The sequence below is a fragment of the Schlegelella aquatica genome (assembly GCF_026013905.1).
GTDB lineage: Bacteria > Pseudomonadota > Gammaproteobacteria > Burkholderiales > Burkholderiaceae_C > Caldimonas > Caldimonas aquatica.
The window spans coordinates 1,966,068-1,988,906 of the sequence record NZ_CP110257.1 but is presented as its reverse complement, the minus strand read 5'-3'; the positions used below and the strand labels follow the sequence as shown (position 1 = coordinate 1,988,906).

At 67.9% G+C, this 22,839-nt stretch carries 19 protein-coding genes; 13 read left to right on the top strand and 6 right to left on the bottom strand.

Annotated features, from left to right (window positions below; translation table 11 throughout):
* Positions 1-50: 50 nt before the first annotated feature.
* From OMP39_RS08970 to glmM, 4 genes are all read left to right on the top strand, one after another.
* A complete protein-coding gene (locus tag OMP39_RS08970) occupies positions 51-728 on the top strand; it encodes an RlmE family RNA methyltransferase (RefSeq protein ID WP_264891409.1) in 678 nt (225 codons plus the stop codon).
* Between the two features lie 155 nt (positions 729-883).
* The gene (gene ftsH, locus OMP39_RS08965; RefSeq protein ID WP_264891408.1) at positions 884-2,788 is read left to right on the top strand and encodes an ATP-dependent zinc metalloprotease FtsH; all 1,905 of its coding nucleotides are present in this window, start codon (positions 884-886) and stop codon (positions 2,786-2,788) included.
* 75 nt (positions 2,789-2,863) lie between these two features.
* On the top strand, positions 2,864-3,724 hold the full coding sequence (folP, locus tag OMP39_RS08960) for a dihydropteroate synthase (RefSeq protein ID WP_264891407.1): 861 nt from the start codon (positions 2,864-2,866) through the stop codon (positions 3,722-3,724).
* Positions 3,725-3,752: 28 nt separating this feature from the next.
* On the top strand, positions 3,753-5,087 hold the full coding sequence (gene glmM, locus OMP39_RS08955) for a phosphoglucosamine mutase (RefSeq protein WP_264891406.1): 1,335 nt from the start codon (positions 3,753-3,755) through the stop codon (positions 5,085-5,087).
* Between the two features lie 38 nt (positions 5,088-5,125).
* On the opposite strand, the gene OMP39_RS08950 is transcribed toward glmM, so the two are convergent.
* Together OMP39_RS08950 and OMP39_RS08945 are read right to left on the bottom strand one after the other, a co-directional pair.
* Entirely contained in the window at positions 5,126-6,265 is a 1,140-nt protein-coding gene (locus OMP39_RS08950) for an ABC transporter substrate-binding protein (protein WP_264891405.1), read from the bottom strand.
* 81 nt (positions 6,266-6,346) lie between these two features.
* Complete coding sequence (locus OMP39_RS08945) at positions 6,347-6,832, bottom strand: fasciclin domain-containing protein (protein ID WP_264891404.1); 486 nt, start codon at positions 6,830-6,832, stop codon at positions 6,347-6,349.
* Positions 6,833-7,051: 219 nt separating this feature from the next.
* Here OMP39_RS08945 and pstS point away from each other — a divergent pair, with 219 nt between their 5' ends.
* The 7 genes from pstS (at position 7,052) to phoR (ending at position 13,756) form a co-directional block, all read left to right on the top strand.
* Positions 7,052-8,089 carry a phosphate ABC transporter substrate-binding protein PstS gene (gene pstS / locus OMP39_RS08940; protein WP_264891403.1) on the top strand — a complete coding sequence of 346 codons (1,038 nt, stop codon included), beginning with the start codon at positions 7,052-7,054 and terminating at the stop codon, positions 8,087-8,089.
* Positions 8,090-8,213: 124 nt separating this feature from the next.
* Positions 8,214-9,191 (top strand): phosphate ABC transporter permease PstC, encoded by a 978-nt coding sequence (pstC, locus tag OMP39_RS08935; protein WP_264891402.1) that lies wholly within the window; start codon positions 8,214-8,216, stop codon positions 9,189-9,191.
* A gap of 88 nt (positions 9,192-9,279) precedes the next feature.
* A complete protein-coding gene (gene pstA, locus OMP39_RS08930) occupies positions 9,280-10,143 on the top strand; it encodes a phosphate ABC transporter permease PstA (RefSeq protein ID WP_264891401.1) in 864 nt (287 codons plus the stop codon).
* 7 nt (positions 10,144-10,150) lie between these two features.
* On the top strand, positions 10,151-10,936 hold the full coding sequence (pstB, locus tag OMP39_RS08925; RefSeq protein ID WP_264891400.1) for a phosphate ABC transporter ATP-binding protein PstB: 786 nt from the start codon (positions 10,151-10,153) through the stop codon (positions 10,934-10,936).
* Between the two features lie 28 nt (positions 10,937-10,964).
* Entirely contained in the window at positions 10,965-11,672 is a 708-nt protein-coding gene (gene phoU, locus OMP39_RS08920; protein WP_264891399.1) for a phosphate signaling complex protein PhoU, read from the top strand.
* Positions 11,673-11,693: 21 nt separating this feature from the next.
* The gene (gene phoB, locus OMP39_RS08915; protein ID WP_264891398.1) at positions 11,694-12,392 is read left to right on the top strand and encodes a phosphate regulon transcriptional regulator PhoB; all 699 of its coding nucleotides are present in this window, start codon (positions 11,694-11,696) and stop codon (positions 12,390-12,392) included.
* Between the two features lie 14 nt (positions 12,393-12,406).
* Positions 12,407-13,756, top strand: a complete 1,350-nt coding sequence (phoR, locus tag OMP39_RS08910) for a phosphate regulon sensor histidine kinase PhoR (protein WP_264891397.1) — start codon at positions 12,407-12,409, stop codon at positions 13,754-13,756.
* A gap of 14 nt (positions 13,757-13,770) precedes the next feature.
* Here the strand turns inward: phoR and OMP39_RS08905 are convergent, their stop codons facing one another.
* The 4 genes from OMP39_RS08905 to trxA all read right to left on the bottom strand — a co-directional run bounded on the left by OMP39_RS08905 (position 13,771) and on the right by trxA (position 17,768).
* The gene (locus OMP39_RS08905) at positions 13,771-15,414 is read right to left on the bottom strand and encodes a hypothetical protein (RefSeq protein WP_264891396.1); all 1,644 of its coding nucleotides are present in this window, start codon (positions 15,412-15,414) and stop codon (positions 13,771-13,773) included.
* A gap of 78 nt (positions 15,415-15,492) precedes the next feature.
* A complete protein-coding gene (locus tag OMP39_RS08900) occupies positions 15,493-15,753 on the bottom strand; it encodes a type B 50S ribosomal protein L31 (protein WP_264891395.1) in 261 nt (86 codons plus the stop codon).
* A 194-nt stretch (positions 15,754-15,947) separates the two neighbouring features.
* Positions 15,948-17,210: a transcription termination factor Rho gene (gene rho / locus OMP39_RS08895; RefSeq protein WP_264891394.1), complete on the bottom strand. Its 1,263-nt coding sequence runs from the start codon at positions 17,208-17,210 to the stop codon at positions 15,948-15,950.
* A 228-nt stretch (positions 17,211-17,438) separates the two neighbouring features.
* Positions 17,439-17,768 carry a thioredoxin TrxA gene (gene trxA, locus OMP39_RS08890; RefSeq protein WP_264891393.1) on the bottom strand — a complete coding sequence of 110 codons (330 nt, stop codon included), beginning with the start codon at positions 17,766-17,768 and terminating at the stop codon, positions 17,439-17,441.
* Positions 17,769-18,046: 278 nt separating this feature from the next.
* Between trxA and OMP39_RS08885 the strand changes: the two genes are divergently transcribed.
* Together OMP39_RS08885 and OMP39_RS08880 are read left to right on the top strand one after the other, a co-directional pair.
* Complete coding sequence (locus OMP39_RS08885) at positions 18,047-20,401, top strand: serine/threonine protein kinase (protein ID WP_264891392.1); 2,355 nt, start codon at positions 18,047-18,049, stop codon at positions 20,399-20,401.
* A 133-nt stretch (positions 20,402-20,534) separates the two neighbouring features.
* Positions 20,535-22,832: an HDOD domain-containing protein gene (locus tag OMP39_RS08880; protein ID WP_264891391.1), complete on the top strand. Its 2,298-nt coding sequence runs from the start codon at positions 20,535-20,537 to the stop codon at positions 22,830-22,832.
* Positions 22,833-22,839: the final 7 nt, after the last annotated feature.

Below are 22,839 nucleotides of genomic sequence, written 5' to 3'. Positions count from 1 at the left end.
ATCTCCCGCCAAGAATCGCCGTCACACCCTCGCCTCACCGGTGTTCCCAGATGAAGATCAAGACCAAGAGCAAGAAGGTCAACAAGGCGTGGCTTCACGACCACATGACCGACCCGTATGTCAAGCTGGCCCAGAAGGAGGGCTATCGCTCCCGCGCCGCTTACAAGCTGAAGGAAATCGACGAGGAACTGGGGCTGCTCAAGCCGGGTCAGCTGGTGGTGGACCTGGGCGCCGCGCCGGGCGCATGGAGCCAGTATGTGCGGCGGAAGTTTGCGCCCAAGGACGCGGGCGCGGGTGGGGCTGCGCCGGGCGAACTCCACGGCGCGATCATCGCGCTGGACCTGCTGGACTTCGAGCCGATCGAGGGTGTGACCTTCATCCAGGGCGACTTCCGTGAGGAGGGCATACTCAGGCAGTTGGACGAGGCGGTCGGCGGCCGGGCAGTGGATGTCGTGATCTCCGACATGGCGCCCAACCTGTCCGGCATCGAGGTCTCCGACGCCGCTCGCATCGCCCATCTGGTCGAACTGGCGATGGAATTCGCCACCACCCACCTCAAACCCGACGGTGCACTCGTGTGCAAGGTATTCCACGGCAGCGGCTACAGCCAGCTGGTGGAACTGTTCAAGCGGAATTTCCGGGTCGTCAAGGCGATCAAGCCCAAGGCCTCGCGGGACCGATCCGCCGAAACCTTTCTCGCCGGACGGGGTCTGAAAAATGCTGGGTGACCAGGGCCGGTCCTTCGCGCCGTGCCCTGATAGCAATCACCTGTCACAACCATGGGAAACCGCAAAGGGGCGGGGGGCTTGGCTGAACTAGAATCAGGCCCCAAATCCCGGGTATTTGGGAATGCTTCTCGAGAGAGTCAGGAAAAGGAGCCGCGGTGAACAATCAATGGTTCTCTAAGGTGGCCGTGTGGCTGGTGATCGCCTTGGTGCTGTTCACCGTCTTCAAGCAGTTCGATCGCGGCGCCACCGCGGCGGGCCAGATCGCGTATTCGGACTTCCTGGAGGAAGTGCGCAACAAGCGCATCAAGAGCGTCACCCTCCAGGAGGGCGGCGGCGGCACCGAAATCGTGGCGATCACCAACGATGACAGGCGCCTGCGCACGACCGCGACCTACCTCGACCGCGGCCTGGTCGGCGACCTCATCAACAACGGCGTCAAGTTCGACGTCAAGCCGCGCGAGGAGCCGTCGCTGCTGATGAGCATCCTCATCAGCTGGGGTCCCATGCTGCTGCTGATCGGGGTCTGGATCTACTTCATGAGGCAGATGCAAGGTGGCGGCAAAGGCGGAGCCTTCAGCTTCGGCAAGAGCCGCGCACGCATGCTGGACGAGACGAACAACTCGATCACCTTCGCCGACGTCGCCGGTTGCGACGAAGCCAAGGAAGAGGTGCGCGAGCTGGTCGACTTCCTCAAGGATCCGCAGAAGTTCCAGAAGCTGGGCGGGCGCATTCCGCGCGGCGTGCTGATGGTCGGCCCTCCGGGCACCGGCAAGACGCTGCTGGCCAAGGCAATCGCCGGTGAGGCCAAGGTGCCGTTCTTCTCGATCTCGGGCTCCGACTTCGTCGAGATGTTCGTCGGCGTCGGCGCGGCCCGGGTGCGCGACATGTTCGAGCAGGCGAAGAAGAACGCGCCTTGCATCATCTTCATCGACGAGATCGACGCGGTCGGCCGCCACCGCGGGGCCGGCCTGGGCGGCGGCAACGACGAGCGCGAGCAGACCCTCAACCAGATGCTGGTCGAGATGGACGGCTTCGAGACCAATCTCGGGGTCATCGTGATCGCGGCGACCAACCGTCCGGACATCCTCGACCCGGCGCTGCTGCGTCCCGGCCGTTTCGACCGGCAGGTGTACGTGACGCTGCCGGACGTGCGTGGTCGGGAGCAGATCCTGAACGTGCACATGCGCAAGGTGCCCATCGGCACGGACGTGCGGCCGGACATCCTGGCCCGCGGCACACCGGGCTTCTCGGGGGCGGACCTGGCAAACCTGGTGAACGAGGCCGCGCTCTTCGCCGCCCGCCGCAATGCGCGGGTGGTGGAGATGGTCGACTTCGAGAAGGCCAAGGACAAGATCCTGATGGGTCCCGAGCGCAAGTCCATGGTCATGCCCGAGGAGGAGCGGCGCAACACGGCCTACCACGAGGCCGGCCATGCGTTGGTGGCCAAGTTGCTGCCCAAGACCGACCCGGTGCACAAGGTGACGATCATCCCGCGCGGCCGGGCGCTCGGCGTGACCATGCAGTTGCCCGAGGGTGACCGCTACAGCATGGACAAGGAACGCATGCTCAACACCATCTCGGTGCTGTTCGGCGGCCGGATCGCGGAGGAGGTCTTCATGAACCAGATGACCACCGGCGCCTCGAACGACTTCGAGCGGGCGACCCAGATCGCGCGCGACATGGTCACGCGTTACGGCATGACCGACGAGCTGGGCCCCATGGTGTATGCCGAGAACGAGGGTGAGGTGTTCCTCGGCCGCTCCATCACCAAGCAGGTCAACGTCTCCGAAGAGACGATGCAGAAGGTCGACAAGGAGATCCGCAAGATCATCGACCAGCAGTACGCGATCGCACGCAAGCTGATCGAGGACAACAAGGACAAGATGCACGCGATGGCGCAGGCCCTGCTCGAGTGGGAGACCATCGACGCCGAGCAGATCGACGACATTATGGCCGGCCGCCCCCCGCGGCCGCCGAAGGATTGGACGCCTTCGAGCAGCAAGCCGGGCGGCGGCAGCACCCCGCCGGTCAATGCCGACGGCGCGCCCGCGGCCGCCTGACCATCGAGGCCGGTTCTTCTCCTGCAACGGGGCTTCGGCCCCGTTTTGCGTTGTACCCCTTGCAGCATTGCATTCATGAGCTACTGGCAGACCACCCGGTTCCGCATCGATCTGTCACGCCCCCGCGTGATGGGGATCGTGAACGCCACGCCTGATTCGTTCTCGGATGGAGGCGCTCATGCGGACGAGCGCTCGGCCCTGCGTCATGCCGAGCAACTCTTGCGGCAGGGTGCGGACATCCTCGACATCGGTGGCGAGTCCACGCGCCCGGGAGCTCCACCCGTCCCGCTCGAGGAGGAATTGCGGCGGGTGCTGCCGGTGGTGCGCGAGGCGGTGAAATGGGGTGTGCCCCTCTCGGTCGACACCTACAAGCCCGAGGTGATGCGGCAGGTGCTCGCCCTGGGCGCCGACATCGTGAACGACGTGCAGGCGCTGCGTGCCCCAGGCGCGCTGGATGTGGTGGGCGAGCACCCGTCCTGCGGGATCTGCCTGATGCACATGCGGGGGGACCCGACCTCGATGCAGAGCCAGACGCAGTATGACGACGTGGTGGCGGAGGTGGCGGACTTCCTCGCGGGCCGGGTGCAGGCCCTGTCCTGGCGGGGCGTGGCACGCGAGCGCATGGTGCTCGACCCCGGTGTCGGCTTCGGCAAGACGGTGGAGCAGAACTTCCAACTGCTGCGCGAGCAGCCGCGGCTGCTCGCGCTGGGCTTGCCATTGCTGGTGGGGTGGTCGCGCAAGTCGTCGATCGGGGCGGTGACGGGCAAACCGGTGAGCGAGCGCGGGCCGGGCAGCTTGGCGGCGGCGCTGGCGGCCGCGCTGCTGGGCGCGCGCGTGCTGCGTGTACACGATGTGGCGGCCACTGTCGATGCCCTGAAGGTGTGGCAGGCGGCCGGCCTGCCGGCGGTGGCGGACGGGCACAATCACGCCCATTGACACATCATCCTGCCTGGTAGACGAGACGATGAGCAGAAGGTATTTTGGGACCGACGGCATCCGAGGAACGGTCGGGCAGCCGCCCATCACGCCGGATTTCGTGCTGCGCCTGGGCCATGCCGTGGGGCGCGTGCTCAAGCAGCAGGTCAAGCGGCCGGTCGTGCTGATCGGCAAGGACACGCGCATCTCCGGCTACATGCTGGAATCGGCCCTGGAGGCTGGCTTTGCCTCGGCCGGGGTGGACGTCCTGCTCAGCGGCCCGCTGCCCACGCCCGGCGTGGCTTACCTCACCCGCGCGCTGCGGCTCGACCTCGGCGTCGTCATCAGCGCCTCGCACAACCCGTATCCCGACAACGGCATCAAGTTCTTCTCGGCCACCGGCGAGAAGCTGCCGGACGACTGGGAGCAGGCGGTCGAGGCCGCTCTCGACGAGCCGGCCCAGTGGGTCGATTCGTCCGGGCTGGGCCGGGCCCGGCGCCTGGACGACGCGCAGGGCCGGTACATCGAGTTCTGCAAGAGCACCTTCGGCAACGACCTGTCGCTCAAGGGCCTGAAGGTGGTGGTGGACGCCGCACACGGGGCCGCGTATCAGGTGGCGCCCAGCGTCTTCCATGAGCTCGGGGCCGAGGTCGTCTCGATCGGTTGCGCGCCGGATGGCTTCAACATCAACGCCGGGCTGGGGGCCACGTCGCCGTCGGCCTTGCAGGCGGCGGTGCGGGAGCACGGTGCCGACTACGGCATCGCGCTGGATGGCGACGCCGACCGGCTCCAACTGGTCGACGCCGAGGGGCGCCTCTACAACGGGGACGAACTGCTCTACGTGATGGTGGCCGATCGCTTGGCGCACGGCCAGCCGGTGGCGGGCGCCGTCGGCACGCTGATGACCAACATGGCCGTGGAGCTCGCCCTGGCCGCGCGGGGCGTGCCGTTCGTGCGTGCCAAAGTCGGCGACCGCTATGTGCTGGAGGAACTCCAATCGCGCGGCTGGCTGCTGGGCGGCGAGGGCTCCGGTCACCTGTTGGCGCTGGACAAGCACACGACCGGCGACGGCATCGTCAGCGCCTTGCAGGTGCTGCAAGCGGTGATGCGCAGCGGTCGCACGCTGGCCGACCTGCTCGAGGGCGTGGCCCTGTTCCCGCAGACGCTCATCAACGTGCGGCTGCGCGCGGGGCAGGACTGGCGCTCCAACCCCGCTTTGGCGGCGGCGCAGGAGGAGGTCCAGGCCCGCCTGGGGCAGCGGGGGCGGGTGCTGATCCGACCCTCGGGCACGGAACCCTTGCTGCGGGTGATGGTGGAGGCCGACGACGCGCAGCTGGCACGTGCCTGCGCGCAGAAGCTCGCGGACGCAGTCGCCGCGTCCTGAGGGCGGCGGCTGGACGCCTGCCCGCGGCGAGCGCCCGGTCAAGCGATCAGCCGGCCATCCACGCTGAGCAGTGTCTGCGTCACGTAGCGGCTGCCTCGCGCACGGCCCGACGGGAACTCCAAGCGAAATCCGTCGAGCTCGACCGTGGAGCGCCGACGCACCTCCTGCGCGACCGCGGTGCGCGTCGGTTCGCCGGCTCTGCGAAGGACTTCCAGCGCGTAGCGGCCGGCCAGGTAGCCGGCCAGGCTGACCGGCGAGGGCGGCTCGTCGTACAGCTCTTTGAGCAGGTGCCGGAAGCGCCGCACGGCCGCGATCTGACCCTGGTGGACCGGCACGACCTGCGTGAGGATCACCGGCAGCGGGGGGCGGGTCCACAGCTGCTGCAAGGTGGGCAGGTCCACGTCGGCCAAGGCGATCAGGTAGCGCTGGCGTCGCCCCGGCGGCAGGGCCAGGGCGAAGCGCGCCAGCTCGAGCGTGGCACCCAGGAAAAGCATCACCGGCGGGGCGGTTGCGGGCAGGTCGCGGGCAAGGGCCGCGACGTCACTGCTTGCGGGGGGCACGAGCGCCACGGCGCGCAGGCCCAGTTCCCGAGCCAGGCTCTGCAACCCGGCGCCCAGGGTGCGGTGCATCTCGGCATCGGGATAGACCAGCGCGAGTTCCTGGATGCCCATGCCTTCGAGGCTGCGCAGCGCGTGGCGGATCTGTGCATCGCGCCCCGCGAACAGGCACGCGAGCTGGGGGAGGTCGTCGAAGGCGGTGTCTGCCAGCCACGGGCCCAGATGGGCGAGTTCGGGCGCGCGGCGGCCGAGGTCCTGCACGCACTGGGCGGCCAGACGTTCGCCCGCGGTGCCGACCACCGCGCAGACCGAGGGGTCGGTCGCCACGGCATCGAGCGCCGGTCGGGTGGAGGCGGGGGTTCCGTCCGTCTCCAAGGTCACGAGGCTGGGCAGGGCGGCCGCGCTGCGGCTGGCCTCGGCCCAGGCCAGGCGCAGGCCGGTGGCATAGTTGCGGGAGGACTCCTGCTGAGCCGCCGACATGTCGAGCAGTTGCACCACGCGGGCCTCTGGGTGCCGGCGCGGCGCGGCGGCAGCCGGGCTGCAAGCCCAGGCACCCGCCGAGGCCAGCGAGGCGGCCGTGTGTCTCAGCCAAGTGCGGCGATCGGGGCGAAGGGGTGTCATCGGCTCAGTCATGCGCAAGGGCGCAAGGGCGCAACGGCGCGCCGGTGTCGCCCCTGCCGCGTGCTCGGAGGTTCGGGGGATTCACTTCTTCGGCGGCAGCAAGACGCGGTCGATCACGTGGACCACGCCGTTGCTGGCCGGCAGGTTGGCCCGCGTGACGAGTGCGTCTTCGACCGTGACGAAGTCGCCCGCCTTGGAGGTGGCGATTTCGCCGCCCTGCAGGCTCTTCAACTTGCCGTTGCCGATGTCGGCCGCTGTCAGTTTGCCGGCCACCACGTGATAGGACAGCACGGCGCGCAGCTGGGCGCGGTCCTTGCGCAGCGCCTCCAGGGTGGCGGGCGGCAGGGCCTTGAACGCCGCGTCCGAGGGCGCAAACAGGGTGTAGGGGCCCTGAGCGGAGAGCGTCTCGGCCAGCCCGGCGTCCCGCATGAGCTGATCGAGGGTGGACAGGTCCGTCGAGACGACGGCGGCCCGAGCGATCGGCGCCGGCGTGGGGGAGGTGGCGCAGCCGGCGAGTGCGGCGAGGCACACCGCACCGCACATCAACCACCAGCGGGTTTTCTTCATGGAGGACTCCTTGGGTCGTCAAGCGCTGCGTGCTGCAGCGGGCGGCAGGTTAGGCGGCCCGTGTGACAGCGCGGTGAAAGATTCATGACGTCGGCGCGTCGGCCGCGGCGGCGCCGCTCCGCCGTGACGGGCCTGTCATCCACCTGTCACAAACCCGGCCTACAGTCCGCTTCGTCGGGATGCGAGTCCCGCTTCTTGACCCACTTCGAAGGTGTATTCATGACTCACACGCTGATCCGTTCCGGCCTCGTCGCACTCGCGATGGCCGGTGTCGCGGGCGTCGCGCACGCCCAGGACGTGACCGGCGCGGGCGCCTCCTTCCCGGCGCCCGTGTACGCCAAGTGGGCAGACGCCTACAACAAGGCCACCGGAGTCCGCATCAACTACCAATCGGTCGGCTCGGGGGCCGGAATCCGCCAGATCAAGGCCAAGACGGTGGACTTCGGCGCCTCGGACGCGCCGCTCAAGGACGAGGAGCTGGCCAAGGACGGTCTGATCCAGTTCCCGACGGTGATCGGCGGCGTGGTGCCGGTCGTCAACATCAAGGGCATCCAGCCGGGCCAGATCAAAATGACCGGTCAGGTGCTGGGCGACATCTACCTCGGCAAGATCACCAAGTGGAACGACCCGGCGCTCGCCTCGCTGAACCCCGGCGTGCCGCTGCCCGACGCGACGATCGCGGTCGTGCGGCGGGCGGACGGATCGGGCACGAGCTTCATCTTCACCAACTACCTCTCCAAGGTCAATGCCGATTGGAAGGCCAAGGTCGGCGAAGGCACGGCGGTGAACTGGCCCACCGGGGCGGGCGGCAAAGGCAACGAGGGCGTCTCCGCCTTCGTGCAGCGACTGCCGAACTCCATCGGCTACGTCGAGTACGCCTATGCCAAGCAGAACAAGCTGGCCCATGTGATGCTGCGCAACAAGGACGGCCAGTTCGTCGGGCCGGACGAAGTGAACTTCAAGGCCGCCGCCGCCGGGGCCGACTGGAACCGGTCGTTCTACCAGGTGTTGACGGACCAGCCGGGCAAGGACTCTTGGCCGATCACCGGCGCGACCTTCATCCTGATGCACAAGGCACAGGACAAGCCCCAACAGGCCGCCGCGGCGCTCAAGTTCTTCGACTGGGCTTACGGCAACGGCGACAAGATGGCGTCGGAACTGGACTACGTGCCGCTGCCCGACTCGGTCAAGGCGCTGGTGCGCAAGCAGTGGGGTGAGATCAAGGACGCGTCGGGCAAGCCGGTCGCGTACAAGTGATCACGCCCGACCGGAACAGCCAAGGCTGAGAGCACGGGGCGACGTCGTCGCCCCGTGCCTGCGACTCGAGAGGAGGGCAGAGGTGGCCGTTACACTCCCCGCATCCCGTTATCCGACCGAAGACATGCAACGTACGGACCCGTGGGGGGAGCCTCCCGTCGTGCGCCGCGCCTCGCCGTGGGGAGATCGGATCTTCTCCTTTCTCGCGCATGCGGCCGCGCTGGTGACCTTGCTGCTGCTGGCCGGCATCATCGCCTCGTTGGCGATGGGCGCGGCGCCCGCGATCGAGGAGTATGGCCTGGCCTTTCTCTGGCGCAGCGAGTGGGACCCAGTGCAGGATCGCTACGGCGGCCTGGTGATGATCTACGGCACGCTCGCCACCTCACTGATCGCGCTGGTGATCGCGGTGCCGGTGAGCTTCGGCATCGCGCTGTTCCTGACCGAGCTGTCGCCCGGCTGGCTGCGACGCCCGCTCGGCACGGCGATCGAGCTGCTCGCAGCCGTGCCGTCGATCGTCTACGGCATGTGGGGCTTGCTGGTGTTCGGCCCCATCCTCGCCACCTATGTACAGCAACCGCTGCAGGCGGCGTTCTCCGACGTGCCCTATCTGGGGGCGCTCGTGTCCGGGCCGCCGGTGGGCATCGGCATCCTCTCGGCGGGGATCATCCTCGCGATCATGATCATTCCGTTCATCGCCTCGGTGATGCGCGATGTCTTCGAGGTGACGCCGCCCATGCTCAAGGAGTCGGCGTACGGACTGGGCGCCACCACCTGGGAGGTGGTGTGGAAGGTGGTCCTGCCCTACACCAAGACGGGGGTGGTCGGCGGCATCATGCTCGGACTCGGGCGGGCGCTGGGCGAGACGATGGCGGTCACGTTCGTGATCGGCAACTTCAACCAGCTCAATTCGCTGTCGTTGTTCGAGCCGGCCAACAGCATCACTTCGGCCCTGGCCAACGAGTTCGCCGAGGCCGCAGCCGGCCTGCACCAGGCGTCGCTGATCTACCTGGGTCTCATCCTCTTTTTCATCACGTTCGTCGTGCTGGCGCTTTCGAAGCTGCTGCTGATGAAGCTGAAGAAGGCCGAAGGAGCGCGGGCATGAGGGCCTGGGGCGGCACCTGGGGAGGCGTGCGGTCGGCCGGTGGGCCCGCCCGTGCTCTGTGCGCACGCGGCCCATGGAGGAGCGTTCGATGAGTCTCGTGATGGATGACCGCCGCTTGGCGATGCATCGCAAGCGCAAGCGCACCAACGCCGTCGCGCTCACGCTGTCGCTTGCCGCGATGGGGTTCGGCGTGTTCTGGCTGCTGTGGATCTTGTTCGAGACCGTGCGCCTCGGCGTGGGTGGGATGAGCTGGTCGCTCTTCACCGAAATGACCCCGCCGCCGCAGGCGGAAACCGGCGGTTTGGCCAACGCGATCTTCGGCTCGCTCACGATGGTGGGCCTGGCCACCTTGCTCGGCACCCCGATCGGCATCCTGGCCGGCGTGTACCTGGCCGAGTACGGTCAGCGCAGCTGGCTGGGCGCTGTCACGCGCTTCATCAACGACATCCTGCTGTCGGCCCCATCCATCGTGATCGGCCTGTTCATCTATGCGGTGGTCGTGTCGCGGATGAAGACGTTCTCCGGCTGGGCCGGCATCCTCGCACTGTCGCTCATCGTCATTCCGGTGGTCGTCCGCACCACCGAGAACATGCTCGCGCTCATTCCCAACGCGCTGCGCGAGGCGGCCTACGCACTGGGCACACCGAAGTGGAAGGTGATCAGCTTCATCACCCTGAAGGCCGCGCGCGCTGGCGTGATCACCGGCGTGCTGCTAGCCCTGGCTCGCATCGCGGGCGAGACCGCGCCGCTGCTTTTCACGGCCTTGTCCAACCAATTCTGGACGTCCAACCTGGCCGAGCCGATGGCGAGCCTGCCGGTGACGATCTTCAAGTTCGCCATGAGCCCGTATGAGAACTGGCAGAAGCTCGCGTGGGCGGGCGTGTTCCTGATCACGATTGGCGTGCTGGCGCTCAACATCCTGGCACGCACGCTGTTCCGAAACAAGGATTGAGGCACCGATGGACGCCAAAGTCGAACTTCCCGTGACCGAGAAGGCCAAGCTCTCGGTGCGCAACCTGAACTTCTACTACGGCAGCTTCCACGCGCTGAAGAACATCAACCTCGACATCCCGGAGAAGAAGGTGACGGCCTTCATCGGGCCGTCCGGCTGCGGCAAGTCCACGCTCTTGCGCACCTTCAACCGGATGTTCGAGCTCTACCCCGAGCAGCGCGCCGAGGGCGAGATCCTGCTCGACGGCGAGAACATCCTGCGCTCCCGTCTGGACGTCTCGCTGATCCGCGCGAAGGTGGGGATGGTGTTCCAGAAGCCGACGCCGTTCCCGATGTCCATCTACGACAACATCGCTTTCGGCGTGCGGCTCTTCGAGAACCTGCCGCGAGCCGAGATGGACGAGCGTGTGGAGTGGGCGCTCAAGAAGGCGGCGCTGTGGACCGAGGTCAAGGACAAGCTGAACCAGAGCGGGGCAGGTCTGTCGGGCGGCCAGCAACAGCGGCTGTGCATCGCCCGAGGCATCGCCATCAAGCCGGAGGTGTTGCTGCTTGACGAACCGTGCTCCGCGCTGGACCCTATCTCGACGGGCAAGATCGAGGAGCTGATCCACGAGCTGAAGGCCGACTACACGGTGGTGATTGTCACCCACAACATGCAGCAGGCCGCCCGCGTGTCCGATTACACCGCCTACATGTATCTCGGCGATCTGATCGAATTCGGCGCCACCTCGGACCTCTTCATGAAGCCCAAGAGGAGGGAAACCGAGGATTACATCACCGGTCGGTTCGGCTGACCGGCTCACCGCGTAGGAAGGAGGCCTTATGAGCGACAAGCACTTGTCCACCCAGTTCGATGCCGAGCTGTCCGGCATCTCCACCCGCGTGCTCGAGATGGGGGGCCTGGTGGAGTCGCAGGTGGCGCAAGCGATCTATGCGCTGGCGAACTTCAGCGGCGAGACGGCCACGCAGGTGATCACGCAGGAAGAGCGCGTCAATCAGATGGAGGTCGAGATCGACCGCGATCTGTCGACCATCATTGCCCGGCGCCAGCCCACCGCGCGCGACCTTCGCCTGCTGATCGCCATTTCGAAGACCATCGGCAATCTCGAGCGCGTCGGCGACGAGGCCGCGCGTATCGCCCGGACCGTTCAACGGCTCATCAACACCGGGGTGCCGAGCCGGTTGCGCCTGCCGGTGTCGGATGTCGGCTTCGAGGCGCAACTCGCGACCGAGCAGCTGCGCAAGTCCCTGGACGCCTTCGCTCGGCTGGACGTCAATCGGGCCCTGGAGGTGCTCAAACAGGACAACCAGATCGACCAGGAGTTCGACGGCCTCATGCGCAAGCTCATCACGTACATGATGGAGGACCCGCGCACCATCTCGGCCAGCATCGACCTCGTGTTCGTCGCCAAGGCCATCGAGCGGGTCGGCGACCATGCCAAGAACTTGGCCGAACAGATCATCTACATCGTCAAGGGCACCGACGTGCGGCACATTCCGATGGAGAGTGTCGAGTCGGTGGTCAGCTGAGTTCGGGCGAGAGGAGACGGCATGAGCCGAGTGCTGGTGGTCGAGGACGAAGCCGCAATCGCCGAGCTGATCTCGCTCAACCTGCGTCATGCCGGGTACGAGGTCACGGTGGCACCCGATTCCGCGCGCGCCCTCGCCGAGGTGGACAAGGTGCTGCCCGATCTGGTGATCCTCGACTGGATGCTCCCGGGCCAGTCGGGCCTCGCCTTGGCGAAGCGGTGGCGCGCCGAGGTGCGCACCCGGGACTTGCCGATCATCATGCTCACCGCGCGTGCGGACGAGCCGGACAAGATCGCCGGGCTGGATGCCGGGGCGGATGACTACCTTACCAAGCCGTTCTCGACGAACGAGCTGATGGCGCGCATCCGTGCCGTCCTCAGGCGCAAGGCGCCGGAGGCATTGGATTCGGTGGTCCAGGTGGGGCCGCTGCGGCTCGATCCGGCCACCCGCCGCGTGAGCCGGGGTGAGCAGGAGGTGAAGGTGGGGCCCACGGAGTTCCGGCTGCTGCACTTCTTCATGGCCCACCCGGAGCGCGTGCACAGTCGGGCACAGCTGCTCGACCGCGTCTGGGGCGACCACGTCTTCATCGAGGAGCGCACCGTGGACGTCCATGTCAAGCGCTTGCGTGAAGCACTGGCTCCGGTCGGCTGCTCGTCGATGATCGAGACGGTGCGCGGTGCCGGCTATCGGTTGACGCAGCAGGTTCCCGCGGCTGCCTGAACGTCCACCTCCAAATGAGCTGGTTGTTGCCGCGATTGCTCGCGGGCCTTGCGCTGATGCTGGCGGGTTCGGCCCTCGGCTATGTCGCGGGGGCGGTCGTCGGCTGGCCCTTCCTGGGGGCCGCGCTCGGCACGATGACGGTCGTCTTGCTCGCCATGACCGTCGACGGGCTGCGCGCTTTGAGGCTGCTGGCCTGGCTGCGCGACCCGGAGGGCCGAGCCTCCCCCCGCGACGCAGGCGTGTGGGGCGAACTGGCCTACCGCGTCGAGCGCAACCTGAGGCAGCGCGATGCGGTCGTGGCGCAGGAGAAGGAGCGTCTGGCGCAGTTCCTGTCGGCCATCGAAGCCTCGCCGAACGGGGTGATGCTGCTCGATCGGGCCGGACAGATCGAGTGGTGCAATCGGATGGCGACCGAACATTTCGGCCTGGACCCGCAGCGCGACCTGCGCCAGCATGTGACCAATCTCGTACGCGCTCCGGCCTTCGTGCACCATCTGCAATCGGAGGCCTACGACCAGCCGGTGACCTTCCCGTCCTCGGGGGGGCGAGGCACCCTGTCGGTGCTGGTGCGCCCGTACGGCGAAGGAATGAAGCTCGTGCTCTCTCAGGACATCACCGAGCGCGAGCGGGCCGAGACGATGCGGCGTGATTTCGTCGCCAACGTCTCGCACGAGATCCGCACGCCGCTCACCGTGCTCGCCGGCTTCATCGAGACCTTGGCGAATCTGCCTCTCACCGAGGTGGAGCGCAAGCGGGTCCTCGCCCTCATGTCGCAGCAGACGCAGCGCATGCAGACACTGGTGAGCGACTTGCTCACGCTCGCCCAGCTCGAAGGCAGCCCCAGGCCACCCTCGGACCGCTGGGTGCCGGTCTCGCGCCTCATGCGGACGGTGGAAGGCGACGCCCTCACGCTTTCCCAAGGCCGCCACGAACTGCGCTTCCGCACGGAAGGCGAAGCGATGATCGCAGGTGCCGAGGCCGAGTTGCTCAGTGCGCTCGGCAACCTGGTGACGAACGCCGTCCGCTACACGCAGGAGGGCGGTTGCATCGACGTGCGCTGGACGGTGCGGCCGGACGGCAGCGGCGAGTTTTCGGTCAAGGACACTGGCATCGGCATCGCGAAAGAGCACTTGCCGAGGCTGACCGAACGCTTCTACCGCGTCGATGGCAGCCGGTCCCGGGAGACGGGAGGCACCGGCCTGGGCCTGTCGATCGTCAAGCACGTGGTCCAACGCCATGGCGGCGAACTCGACATCCACAGCGAGCCGGGCAAGGGCTCGGAGTTCCGCATCATCTTCCCGGCTCTCAGGGTCCAGCGGGTCGAACCGGTGGCCTCCAGCAGCGTGCCGCTCTCGGCGAGCTGAGAGGGTGCCGAAGGTCAGCGCTCCCGGCGATACACGTAGGTGAACTCGGTGCGGTCGGTGGGACGCCTTTCCCGCGCGACCAGTTTCCAGCCGGCGGGGGGCGGCACCGGGCGGTTGCCCCCCGCGACGAGCAACTGGTCGCACGCTCCGGCGCCCGGACGGTGCCACCACCGCACGGTGTAGCCTCCCAGCGCCTCCAGCGCGGCCACCTGCCCCTTGGACAGGCCCTCAGCCGCCACACAGCCGTCGCGAGACAGGTGCGGGGCGAGCCGTTCCACGATGGGGCGCTCGCTGCGAGCGTAGTCGAGCACGGGCAGACACAGCGTGAGCAACAGCAGCCAGCACCATGCCACGCCGCTGGCCGGCAAGACGAGGCTGCGCCACAGCACGACACGGTGACGCGTCGCACGCCAGCGCACCAGCCATACCCACGCCCCGGTGGCGAGGACGGCCGGCAGCAGGGCCCACCAGGAGAAGACGGGCTCGAAACCGGGCGCCAGACGCTGGATGTTCGCCAGCGGCTTGGACGGTATGCCGACCTGCATGGACAGGTAGATCACCCAGACGGCGAGCCCCGCGATGCTGAAGAAGAAGACGGAGAACCAGTCGATGGCCGATGCAACGCCTCGGCGCAGGGTGGGCAGCGAGAACGCCGCCAGCACGGCCAGCGCGGGCAGTCCCAGCATCAGGGCCCGGTCGGAACCGTTCATGGCCACGGACGTGAAGGCCGCGATGCCCCAGACCACGAGGGGCACCGCCAAGTGCGGCCGCACGAGGTGCGCGCGCCAGCGCCACACCGTCCAGGCCGCCAAAGGCCACGCCGGCCACAGGAACCAGATGAACAGCCGGACCACTTGGCCCGGCGAAGGTGAGGAGACGCGCCAGGCCCAGGTGCCGGTGACCACTCCGACGAGGGCGGCGACCGCGGCGGCAATCACCACCCAGCCCGCGAAGCGTCGCGCTTGCGGCTGGGAAGACCACAGGCACACCGCCGTGCCTCCCACGCCCAGCGCGAGGGCAGTCGAGGGGGCTCCGCTGCCGGCCATGAGGGGCAGCGCCAGCAGCATCGCCACCCGGGCCTTGGCCTCGCGCAGGTGCGCTGCGGCCAGGGCGTAGACGAACAACGCGGCCCCCGTGAGTTGCAGCAGTTCGGGCGTGGTCTCGTGCCCGAGTTGCAGCAGGCCCAGCGTCGCCACCAGGGCCAGCAAGGCTCCGTCGGCCATGGCGCGTGCGTAGTCCACCGGCTGCGCCTCGCCGCCGAAGGCGAAGGCCACGGGCTGGGCCGCTTCGGTGCGCGCAAGGTGGTACGTGGCATACCAGGTCAGCGCGAGCACGGCCACGAGCAGGAGTGCGAACGGCAGGCGAGCCGCGAACGCCGGGTCGAGCCAAGCTCCGAGAGCCTGGATGAAGAACGCCCCCAACCAGTAGGGGAAGAGGCCCCCCTCGGGCGGCACACCCCCGACCAGGGGATGCCACCAGTCGGTGCGGCCACTCGCAATGCTGTGCATGTAGCCGAAGGCGATGAGGTCGGCCTGGCGCCAGGGGTCGCGACCGAAGACGCCCGGCAAGACGTAGGCGGAGCACAGCAGGAGCAGCGCCACCCGCGGCATGCGGCGCGCGGCGCGTTGTGTGACGACGGCGGGTTTCGGCAGGTTCACGGGGCGACGACGGATCGGTTGCACCAAGAAAAAAGGCAGCCGGTCGCCCAGGCTGCCTCTTGCTTGCGCACCGGTGGCTTACTTCTTGAGACCCACCCGCGCGAACTTGTTGCGGAACTTCTCGACGCGGCCGCCCAGCGAGTCGACGCTCTTTTGCGTACCGGTGTAGAAGGGATGCGACTCGCTGGTCGTCTCTAGCTTGAAGAGCGGCAGCTCGCGGCCGTCTTCCATCTTGATGGTTTCCTTCGTCTGGGCGCAGGAACGCGTGACGAACTTGAAGCCGTTGGACAGGTCCACGAAGCAGACTTCGCGGTACTCGGGGTGGATGCCTTCTTTCATGTCGAACCTCTCGCTCGCGCGGCCGGGAGCCACGCCGACCCGCTCGGCGCACTTTCCGGATCTGGTAAACCCAAAAGTATAACCCAACACCTGCGCCGGCCTGAGCTGCGCAGGACGCCTCGCACGGCAGAGGCCGCCGTGCGAGCCAGGATCGCCCAGCCGCCGGGGTGCCGCGGCGGGCCGCTGCCGGGGCATCAGCCGCCGCGGCGCATCATCTCGAAGAACTCCTGGTTGTTCTTCGTAGACTTCATCTTGTCGAGGATGAACTCCATCGCCTCGATCTCGTCCATGGGGTAGAGCAGCTTGCGCAGGATCCAGGTCTTCTGCAGGATCTCGGGCTTGAGCAGCAGTTCTTCGCGGCGGGTGCCCGACTTGTTCAGCAGGATCGAGGGGTACACCCGCTTTTCGGCCATGCGGCGGTCCAGGTGGATCTCGCAGTTGCCGGTGCCCTTGAATTCCTCATAGATCACCTCGTCCATGCGGCTGCCCGTGTCGATCAGGGCGGTGCCGATGATGGTGAGCGAGCCGCCTTCCTCGATGTTGCGGGCCGCACCGAAGAAGCGCTTGGGCCGCTGCAGGGCGTTGGCGTCCACACCGCCCGTCAGCACCTTGCCGGAGGAGGGCAGCACGTTGTTGTAGGCACGGGCCAGCCGGGTGATGGAGTCGAGCAGGATCACCACGTCCTTCTTCAGCTCGACCAGGCGCTTGGCGCGCTCGATCACCATCTCGGCCACCTGCACGTGGCGCGCGGCCGGCTCGTCGAAGGTGGAGCTGATCACCTCGCCGCGCACGGTGCGCTGCATCTCGGTCACTTCCTCGGGGCGCTCGTCGACGAGCAGCACGATGAGGTAGACCTCCGGGTGGTTGGCGATGATCGCGTGGGCCAGGTGCTGCATCATCACCGTCTTGCCGCTCTTGGGCGGGGCGACGAGCAGCGCGCGCTGGCCTTTGCCGATGGGGGCGATCAGGTCGATGATGCGGCCGGTGATGTTCTCCTCCGACCGGATCTCGCGTTCGAGCTTGAACTGCTCTTTCGGAAAGAGCGGCGTCAAGTTCTCGAACATGATCTTGTGCTTGTTCTCCTCCGGAGTCAGGCCGTTGACCCGGTCGACCTTGACGAGCGCGAAGTACCGCTCGCCGTCCTTGGGCACCCGCACTTCGCCTTCGATGGCGTCGCCGGTGTGGAGGTTGAAGCGGCGGATCTGGCTGGGCGACAGGTAGATGTCGTCGGTGCTCGCGAGGTAGCTGGTCTCGGGCGAGCGCAGGAAGCCGAAGCCGTCAGGCAGCACCTCCAGCACGCCGTCGCCGAAGATCTGCTCGCCTTGCTTGGCGCGCCGCTTCATGATCGCGAACATCAGCTCCTGCTTGCGCATGCGGCTGGTGTTCTCGATCTCCAGCGACTCGGCCATCTTGATGAGCTCGGAGACGTGAAGGACCTTCAGTTCGGAAAGATGCATGGGTGTACACCCTCGTGTGTCGCTCGGGTCGTGTGAAACACCGGGCGGGGACTTCGGCGAGGCCGGCGCAGCACTGGTGCGCTGTGCAGGCAGGGCTGCGACGAAACGCAGCAGGAAGAAACCGTTGGAGTTGGGGGCCGAAACTACGCGCCGGACGATCAGGCGTAGGGGCTGCTTGGGCGATCGGGGCGGGCGCTTGTGGCCGCTCGCCCCGACGCGTTCAGGAAATTATAGATGACTGTCGAGGAAGGCGGTCAACTGCGCTTTGGACAGCGCACCCACCTTGGTCGCCGCGAGCTGGCCCCCCTTGAACAGCATCAAGGTCGGGATGCCGCGAATACCGAACTTGGCCGGCACGCCGCGGTTCTCGTCGACGTTCATCTTGGCGATGCGAAGACGCCCGTCGTAATCCTTGGCCACCTCGTCGAGGATCGGCGCGATCATCTTGCACGGGCCGCACCATTCGGCCCAGAAGTCGACCAGCACCGGCTTGTCGGATTGCAGCACGTCGGCTTCGAAGGAAGCGTCGGAAATGTGTTTGATCAGCTCGCTGCTCATTGTCTGTCCTTGAAGCGGGCGAAAATCGTCTACGAGTGCTTCGTCACCGCGAAGGCAATTCTGGCACAAAGGGCCGTGGCGGATGGCCGCGGTGCGGCGGCGGCCCCACAGGCACTGCGCCCTTGGCAGGCCGGCCCACGCGGCGAACGCTGCGCAGAACGCGCGGTGAGCCACCAGCCCAAAAGCGGGGAAAAGCCCCGTGATCTTCGCGGATCGGGCCGCCTTGCGGCACGGTTCAATGCCACTGTCGTCTTTCTGTGCCCTTCGATTCCGTGTCCTTGTCGTCCATTGCCTCGTCGCGCCAAGTCGGTCGATTCCAGTTGCAGGACCTGGTGGGCCAAGGCGCGCAAAGCGTGGTCTGGCGCGCCTGGGATCCCCGGCTCGACCGCGCCGTCGCACTCAAGCTCCACCGTGCCCTGGCCTCCGGTGGCGAAGCGGTCGAAGAGTGGTTGCGCGAGGCGCGGGCGGTCAGCCGGCTGTCGCACCCGGGCATCGTGCCGCTCTTCGAGGCGGACGTGCACGAGCAGCACCCCTATCTGGTGTTCGAGTTCGTGGAGGGGCGCACGCTGTGGCATGCCTTGCGTGAGCAAGGTGCCTGGGTGCCGGGGGAGGCGGTCGATCTCATCATCTGTGTGCTGGACGCCCTCGCGCACGCACACCAGGCGGGTGTGGTGCACCGCGACCTCAAGCCCTCCAACGTCTTGCTCGACCGGGAAGGGCGCGCACGCGTGATGGACTTCGGCATTGCGATCAGTCAGCGCCATGGCTTTGCGGACAAGGCCTTGGTGGGCACGCCCGCCTACCTCGCGCCCGAGGTGACGCAGGGTCGGCCGCCCACGCCGCAGGTCGACGTGTATGCCGCGGGCCTGGTGCTTTACGAGATGCTGTGCGGCCGCCCCGCGGTGGCGGACCCGGACCCGTACCGGGCGATCTACCGGCATGTCCACGAGGACGTGCGTCTGCCGGCGGAACTGCCTTATCCGGTGGATGATGGACTGCGCGCGATCGTCCACCGGGCGACCGCGCGCGATCCGGCCGTCCGGTATGCCAGCGCGCGCGAACTGGGCGAGGCTCTGCGGGCGTGGCGGCGTCCGGCCGTGGCTGCCGAAGCCCAGGGCGGGCACGCGACGCTGGAGTTCCTGTTGCGTCGCATGCGTCACAAAGGCGACTTCCCGGCCTTGTCGGATGCGGTCGCCCGCATCCAGCGCATCGCGAGCTCGGAGCACGAGAGCCTGCAACGACTGGCCGAGGAAATCCTCAAGGACGTGGCGCTGACGAACAAGCTGCTGCGGCTCGTGAACTCGGCGAGTTTCAGGGGGCACGGCGCAGGCGCGATCAGCACCGTCTCGCGCGCGGTGGCGCTCATCGGCTTTGCGGGGATCCGCAACCTGGCGCTCTCGCTCGTGTTGCTCGAGCACATGCAGGATCGGGCGCAGGCGGGGGTGCTGAAAGAGGAGTTTCTGCGCGCCCTCATGGCGGGGACGGTGGCGGCGCAGCTGAGCCGGGCTGCCCGCGACGCGGAGGAGTCGTTCATCGCCGCCGTGTTCCAGAACCTGGGCCGGCTCCTGGCCGAGTTCTACTTTCCCGAAGAGGCACGTCAGATCCGCCAGCGGGTCCAGGCGGCGTCGGCGCCCGGTGCCCTCGAGCGCGAGGCGGCGGCCGTGCTGGGCTTGAGCTATGAGGAACTCGGGGTGGGCGTCGCGCGCGCCTGGGGACTGCCCGAGGCGCTCCAGCGGGCGATGCGCAAGCTGGCGGACGAACCGCCGTCGCGTTCGACTCACGACCCGGGGCATGCGATCCGCTGCGTCGCGTCTCTTGCCAACGAGGCGACGGACCTCTTGTTGCACACGCCTCCGAAGGAGGCGCCGGAGCGCCTGCAAGCCCTGGCCCACCGCTACGCGCCGGCCCTCGGCATCGACGCGCGAGCGTTGAGCCATGCCGTGCAGGCGGCCCGCGAGGAGATGGCCTTGCTCGCGCCGGCTTTGAAGCTGCAGCCGCAGGCCGGCACACCGGCCGCCCGCCTGCTGCCCTCGGGGCCTGCCACGGTGCAGGAGGACGCGGATTCGTTGTCGCCCTTGCAGCTGGAGGCGCTCGTGCGCAGCCAGCCGACACCGGCCGAAGACCCCGCCCAGGTGCTCGCGGCCGGGATTCAGGACATCACGAACACCATGGTCGAGAACTTCCGCCTCGATCAGGTGCTGCGGATGATCCTGGAGACGATGTACCGCGCGCTTGGTTTCCGCCGGGTGGTGTTCTGCCTGCGCGACGTGCGCAGCGGCGTGCTCACCGGCCGCTTCGGGCTGGGGGAGGGCGCAGCAGAGCTGGCACCGCGGTTTCGCATCGAAGTGGCGGCACCGGACGACCTTTTCGCGGCGGTCGCGATCAAGGGCGTGGACACGCTCATCAGCGACGTGAGCCAGGGGCAGCTGCGTCAGCGGTTGCCGGCCTGGTACTGCACCCACGTGGACGCGCCGACCTTCTTGTTGCTGCCCCTGCAGTTGAAACAGGCGCCGCTGGGCCTCATCTACGCCGACAAGTCGCAGGCGGGCGAGATTCGGCTCGGCGAGGGTGAACTCGCGCTGCTGCGCACCTTGCGAAACCAGGCGGTGATGGCCTTCAAGCAGGCGGCCTGACGAACCCGGGCAACTGCGACGAAATGCAGGGCCAAGCGGGCCTTGCTCGGGCGATCTCCGGAGGGCGTTTGTGCTTCAATCGGAAACAATCGGGGCATGACGCAACTCAGGGGTTGTCCCGTCAAGGATCATCGTGGAGCCATTGGTTGACAACGCCCCGGCCGGGGGGCCGGCTTTCGGGCCGTTCCGGCTGCAGCGACTGCTGAGCCGGGATGCAGACAGCGCCTGGTGGCTCGCCCACGACACTGCGGCCTCACGCGAGGTGGTGCTCGAGGTGCTGGAGCGCCTGCCGCTCGCGGGCATGGACGAGCCCTTGTGGCGCCGCGCCGCGGCGCCCGTCACGGCCTTGTCGCATCCCAACCTCCTGCCCTTGATCGAGGCTCGTTTCGAGCAGCGGCAGCCGGTGCTGGTGTGGGAGGCGTTGCGCGGTATCACGCTGGCGCAATGGATTGCCGAGCACGACGCGATGCCCGCGCGGCAGGCGGTGCTGTTGGTCATCGGCGTGCTCGACGGGCTCGCGCATGCGCACGCCCACGGTGTGGTGCACGGCCAGCTGCGGCCCCAGGCGGTGCTGTTGGACATGGCCGGCCGTCCCCGCCTCGCCGATTTCGCCATTCCGCCCCAGGCGCCCGACACCCGCTCACTGGCCACCGCGAGCGGCCTCTACCTCGCGCCGGAAGTGGCTCGCGGTCAGCTGCCCGACGTGCGTAGCGATGTGTTCGGCGCCGGGCTCCTGCTCTATGAACTGCTCGTCGGCCGGCCGGCGATCCAGGACGCGAATCCACAGCGCGCCATTGCGCAATTGTTGGAATCCTCGATCGAGTTGCCGGCGCGGCTGCCCAACATCGAGCACGACGAGGCCCTGCTGCGCCGCGTGCTCGCCCGGGCCCTCGCCCAGGACCCCTCGCAGCGGCCCGCTTCGGCGGGGGAGCTGCGCGCGCAGCTCCAGGACTGGCTGACGCCCGCGTTGCTCGACGGCAGCGGCGACAGCCGCGCCGCGCGCACCGTGCAGCAACTGATGGACCGGATCTCGCACCATCCGGACCTGCCGGTGCAAACCGAGGTGGTGCGGCGCGTGCGGCGTCTGGCGGCGGCCGAGCGCGTCAACCTCGACGAGGTGGCGCGCGCCGTCCTCGACGACGTGGCCCTCACGCAGAAGCTGCTGCGCATGATGAACGCGGCCTACTTCAGCTCGGTGGGCGGAGGATCGATCACGACCGTCTCGCGCTGCGTCGCGCTGATGGGCTTCGTCGCCATCCGCGATCTGGCCGGTACGCTGCCCACGCTGGAGGACATGCCGGACGAGCGCCGTGCGCAGGCTCTGCGAGAGGAGTACGAGCGCTGCCGGCAGGCAGGGCGGTTCGCGGCGCGGCTGTGTCCCACGCAGGCCGACGAGGAGGAATGCTTCGTCGCGGCGGTGATGCAGAACCTGGGCCGCACGCTCGTGCAGTTCTACATGCCCGAACAGGCGGCCGAGATCCGACAGCTCGCGCTCAGCCAGGGGGGCACGGAAGACGCCGCAGTGCTGTCGGTGCTGGGCGTGGCTTTCGAGGATCTCGGCGTGGGCGTGGCCCGCAGCTGGGGGTTGCCCGAATCGCTGGTGCGCTGCATGCGCCGGCCGTCGGTCGAGGGGGTCGTACGCCGTCCGGAGCGCAAAGGTGACTGGTTCCGCCTGCTCGGCGCGCTGGGCAACGAACTGGCCGACACGCAGCGCGGGGTGCTGCGCAGTGGGGCCACCGCCTCCACCCACGCCATCGAGCAGTATGCGCGGGCCCTGGGCATGACGAGCCAGGAGGTGTGGGAGACGGTGGACTTGAAAGCCCCGGCGCCGCGCAAGCCGCAGGCCCGCCCCTCGGCTTCGGCGGCGCGACCCGGGAGCGCGCCGGCCCAGCCGGTGCATCCGTTGTCGAAGGCCATCTTGCGCGTGCGAGCGGCCATCGGCACCGAGGGGATCGACCCCGCCCTGCATGCCGCGGGGCAGGCCGTGTACGACGGGCTGCAGTGCCAGCATGTGGCGGTGCTCGTGCGTTTGCCAGGCACGTCGCGCTTCGTCACGCAACACGCGTGGGGCCCGCGGGAGCAGGCTCTGCGCCGGCATTTCGAGTTCGTGCTCGAAGACGAGAGCAATGCGTTCGCGGCATTGTGTCGCCGGGGGGTGGACTCCCTCATCCGTGACGCGCATGCGGCGACGCTGGCGGCTCGTCTGCCTGCGTGGTACCACGAGCAGGTGCAGGCTTCTTCGTTCATGCTGCTGCCGCTGCGCGTGGGCGACAAGCCCGTCGGCCTCCTCTATGCGGACAAGGCACAAGTCGATGGATTCAGGCTGTCGGACCGCGAGTTGTCTTTGCTTCGCAGCCTGCGCGACGAGGCGCAGAAGGCGTTCGTGCCCACCGTCTCGTGGGTGGCCGCCTCGCCACCCCTGCGTGCCTGAGAGGGGG

Excerpts from the sequence above, each read along its gene's own strand:
- OMP39_RS08970 (WP_264891409.1), top strand. The coding sequence starts at position 51 with ATGAAGATCAAGACCAAGAGCAAGAAGGTCAACAAGGCGTGGCTTCAC.
- folP (WP_264891407.1), top strand. The coding sequence starts at position 2,864 with ATGAGCTACTGGCAGACCACCCGGTTCCGCATCGATCTGTCACGCCCC.
- glmM (WP_264891406.1), top strand. The coding sequence starts at position 3,753 with ATGAGCAGAAGGTATTTTGGGACCGACGGCATCCGAGGAACGGTCGGG.
- OMP39_RS08950 (WP_264891405.1), bottom strand. The coding sequence starts at position 6,265 with ATGACACCCCTTCGCCCCGATCGCCGCACTTGGCTGAGACACACGGCC.
- OMP39_RS08945 (WP_264891404.1), bottom strand. The coding sequence starts at position 6,832 with ATGAAGAAAACCCGCTGGTGGTTGATGTGCGGTGCGGTGTGCCTCGCC.
- pstS (WP_264891403.1), top strand. The coding sequence starts at position 7,052 with ATGACTCACACGCTGATCCGTTCCGGCCTCGTCGCACTCGCGATGGCC.
- pstC (WP_264891402.1), top strand. The coding sequence starts at position 8,214 with ATGCAACGTACGGACCCGTGGGGGGAGCCTCCCGTCGTGCGCCGCGCC.
- pstA (WP_264891401.1), top strand. The coding sequence starts at position 9,280 with ATGAGTCTCGTGATGGATGACCGCCGCTTGGCGATGCATCGCAAGCGC.
- pstB (WP_264891400.1), top strand. The coding sequence starts at position 10,151 with ATGGACGCCAAAGTCGAACTTCCCGTGACCGAGAAGGCCAAGCTCTCG.
- phoU (WP_264891399.1), top strand. The coding sequence starts at position 10,965 with ATGAGCGACAAGCACTTGTCCACCCAGTTCGATGCCGAGCTGTCCGGC.
- phoB (WP_264891398.1), top strand. The coding sequence starts at position 11,694 with ATGAGCCGAGTGCTGGTGGTCGAGGACGAAGCCGCAATCGCCGAGCTG.
- phoR (WP_264891397.1), top strand. The coding sequence starts at position 12,407 with ATGAGCTGGTTGTTGCCGCGATTGCTCGCGGGCCTTGCGCTGATGCTG.
- OMP39_RS08900 (WP_264891395.1), bottom strand. The coding sequence starts at position 15,753 with ATGAAAGAAGGCATCCACCCCGAGTACCGCGAAGTCTGCTTCGTGGAC.
- rho (WP_264891394.1), bottom strand. The coding sequence starts at position 17,210 with ATGCATCTTTCCGAACTGAAGGTCCTTCACGTCTCCGAGCTCATCAAG.
- trxA (WP_264891393.1), bottom strand. The coding sequence starts at position 17,768 with ATGAGCAGCGAGCTGATCAAACACATTTCCGACGCTTCCTTCGAAGCC.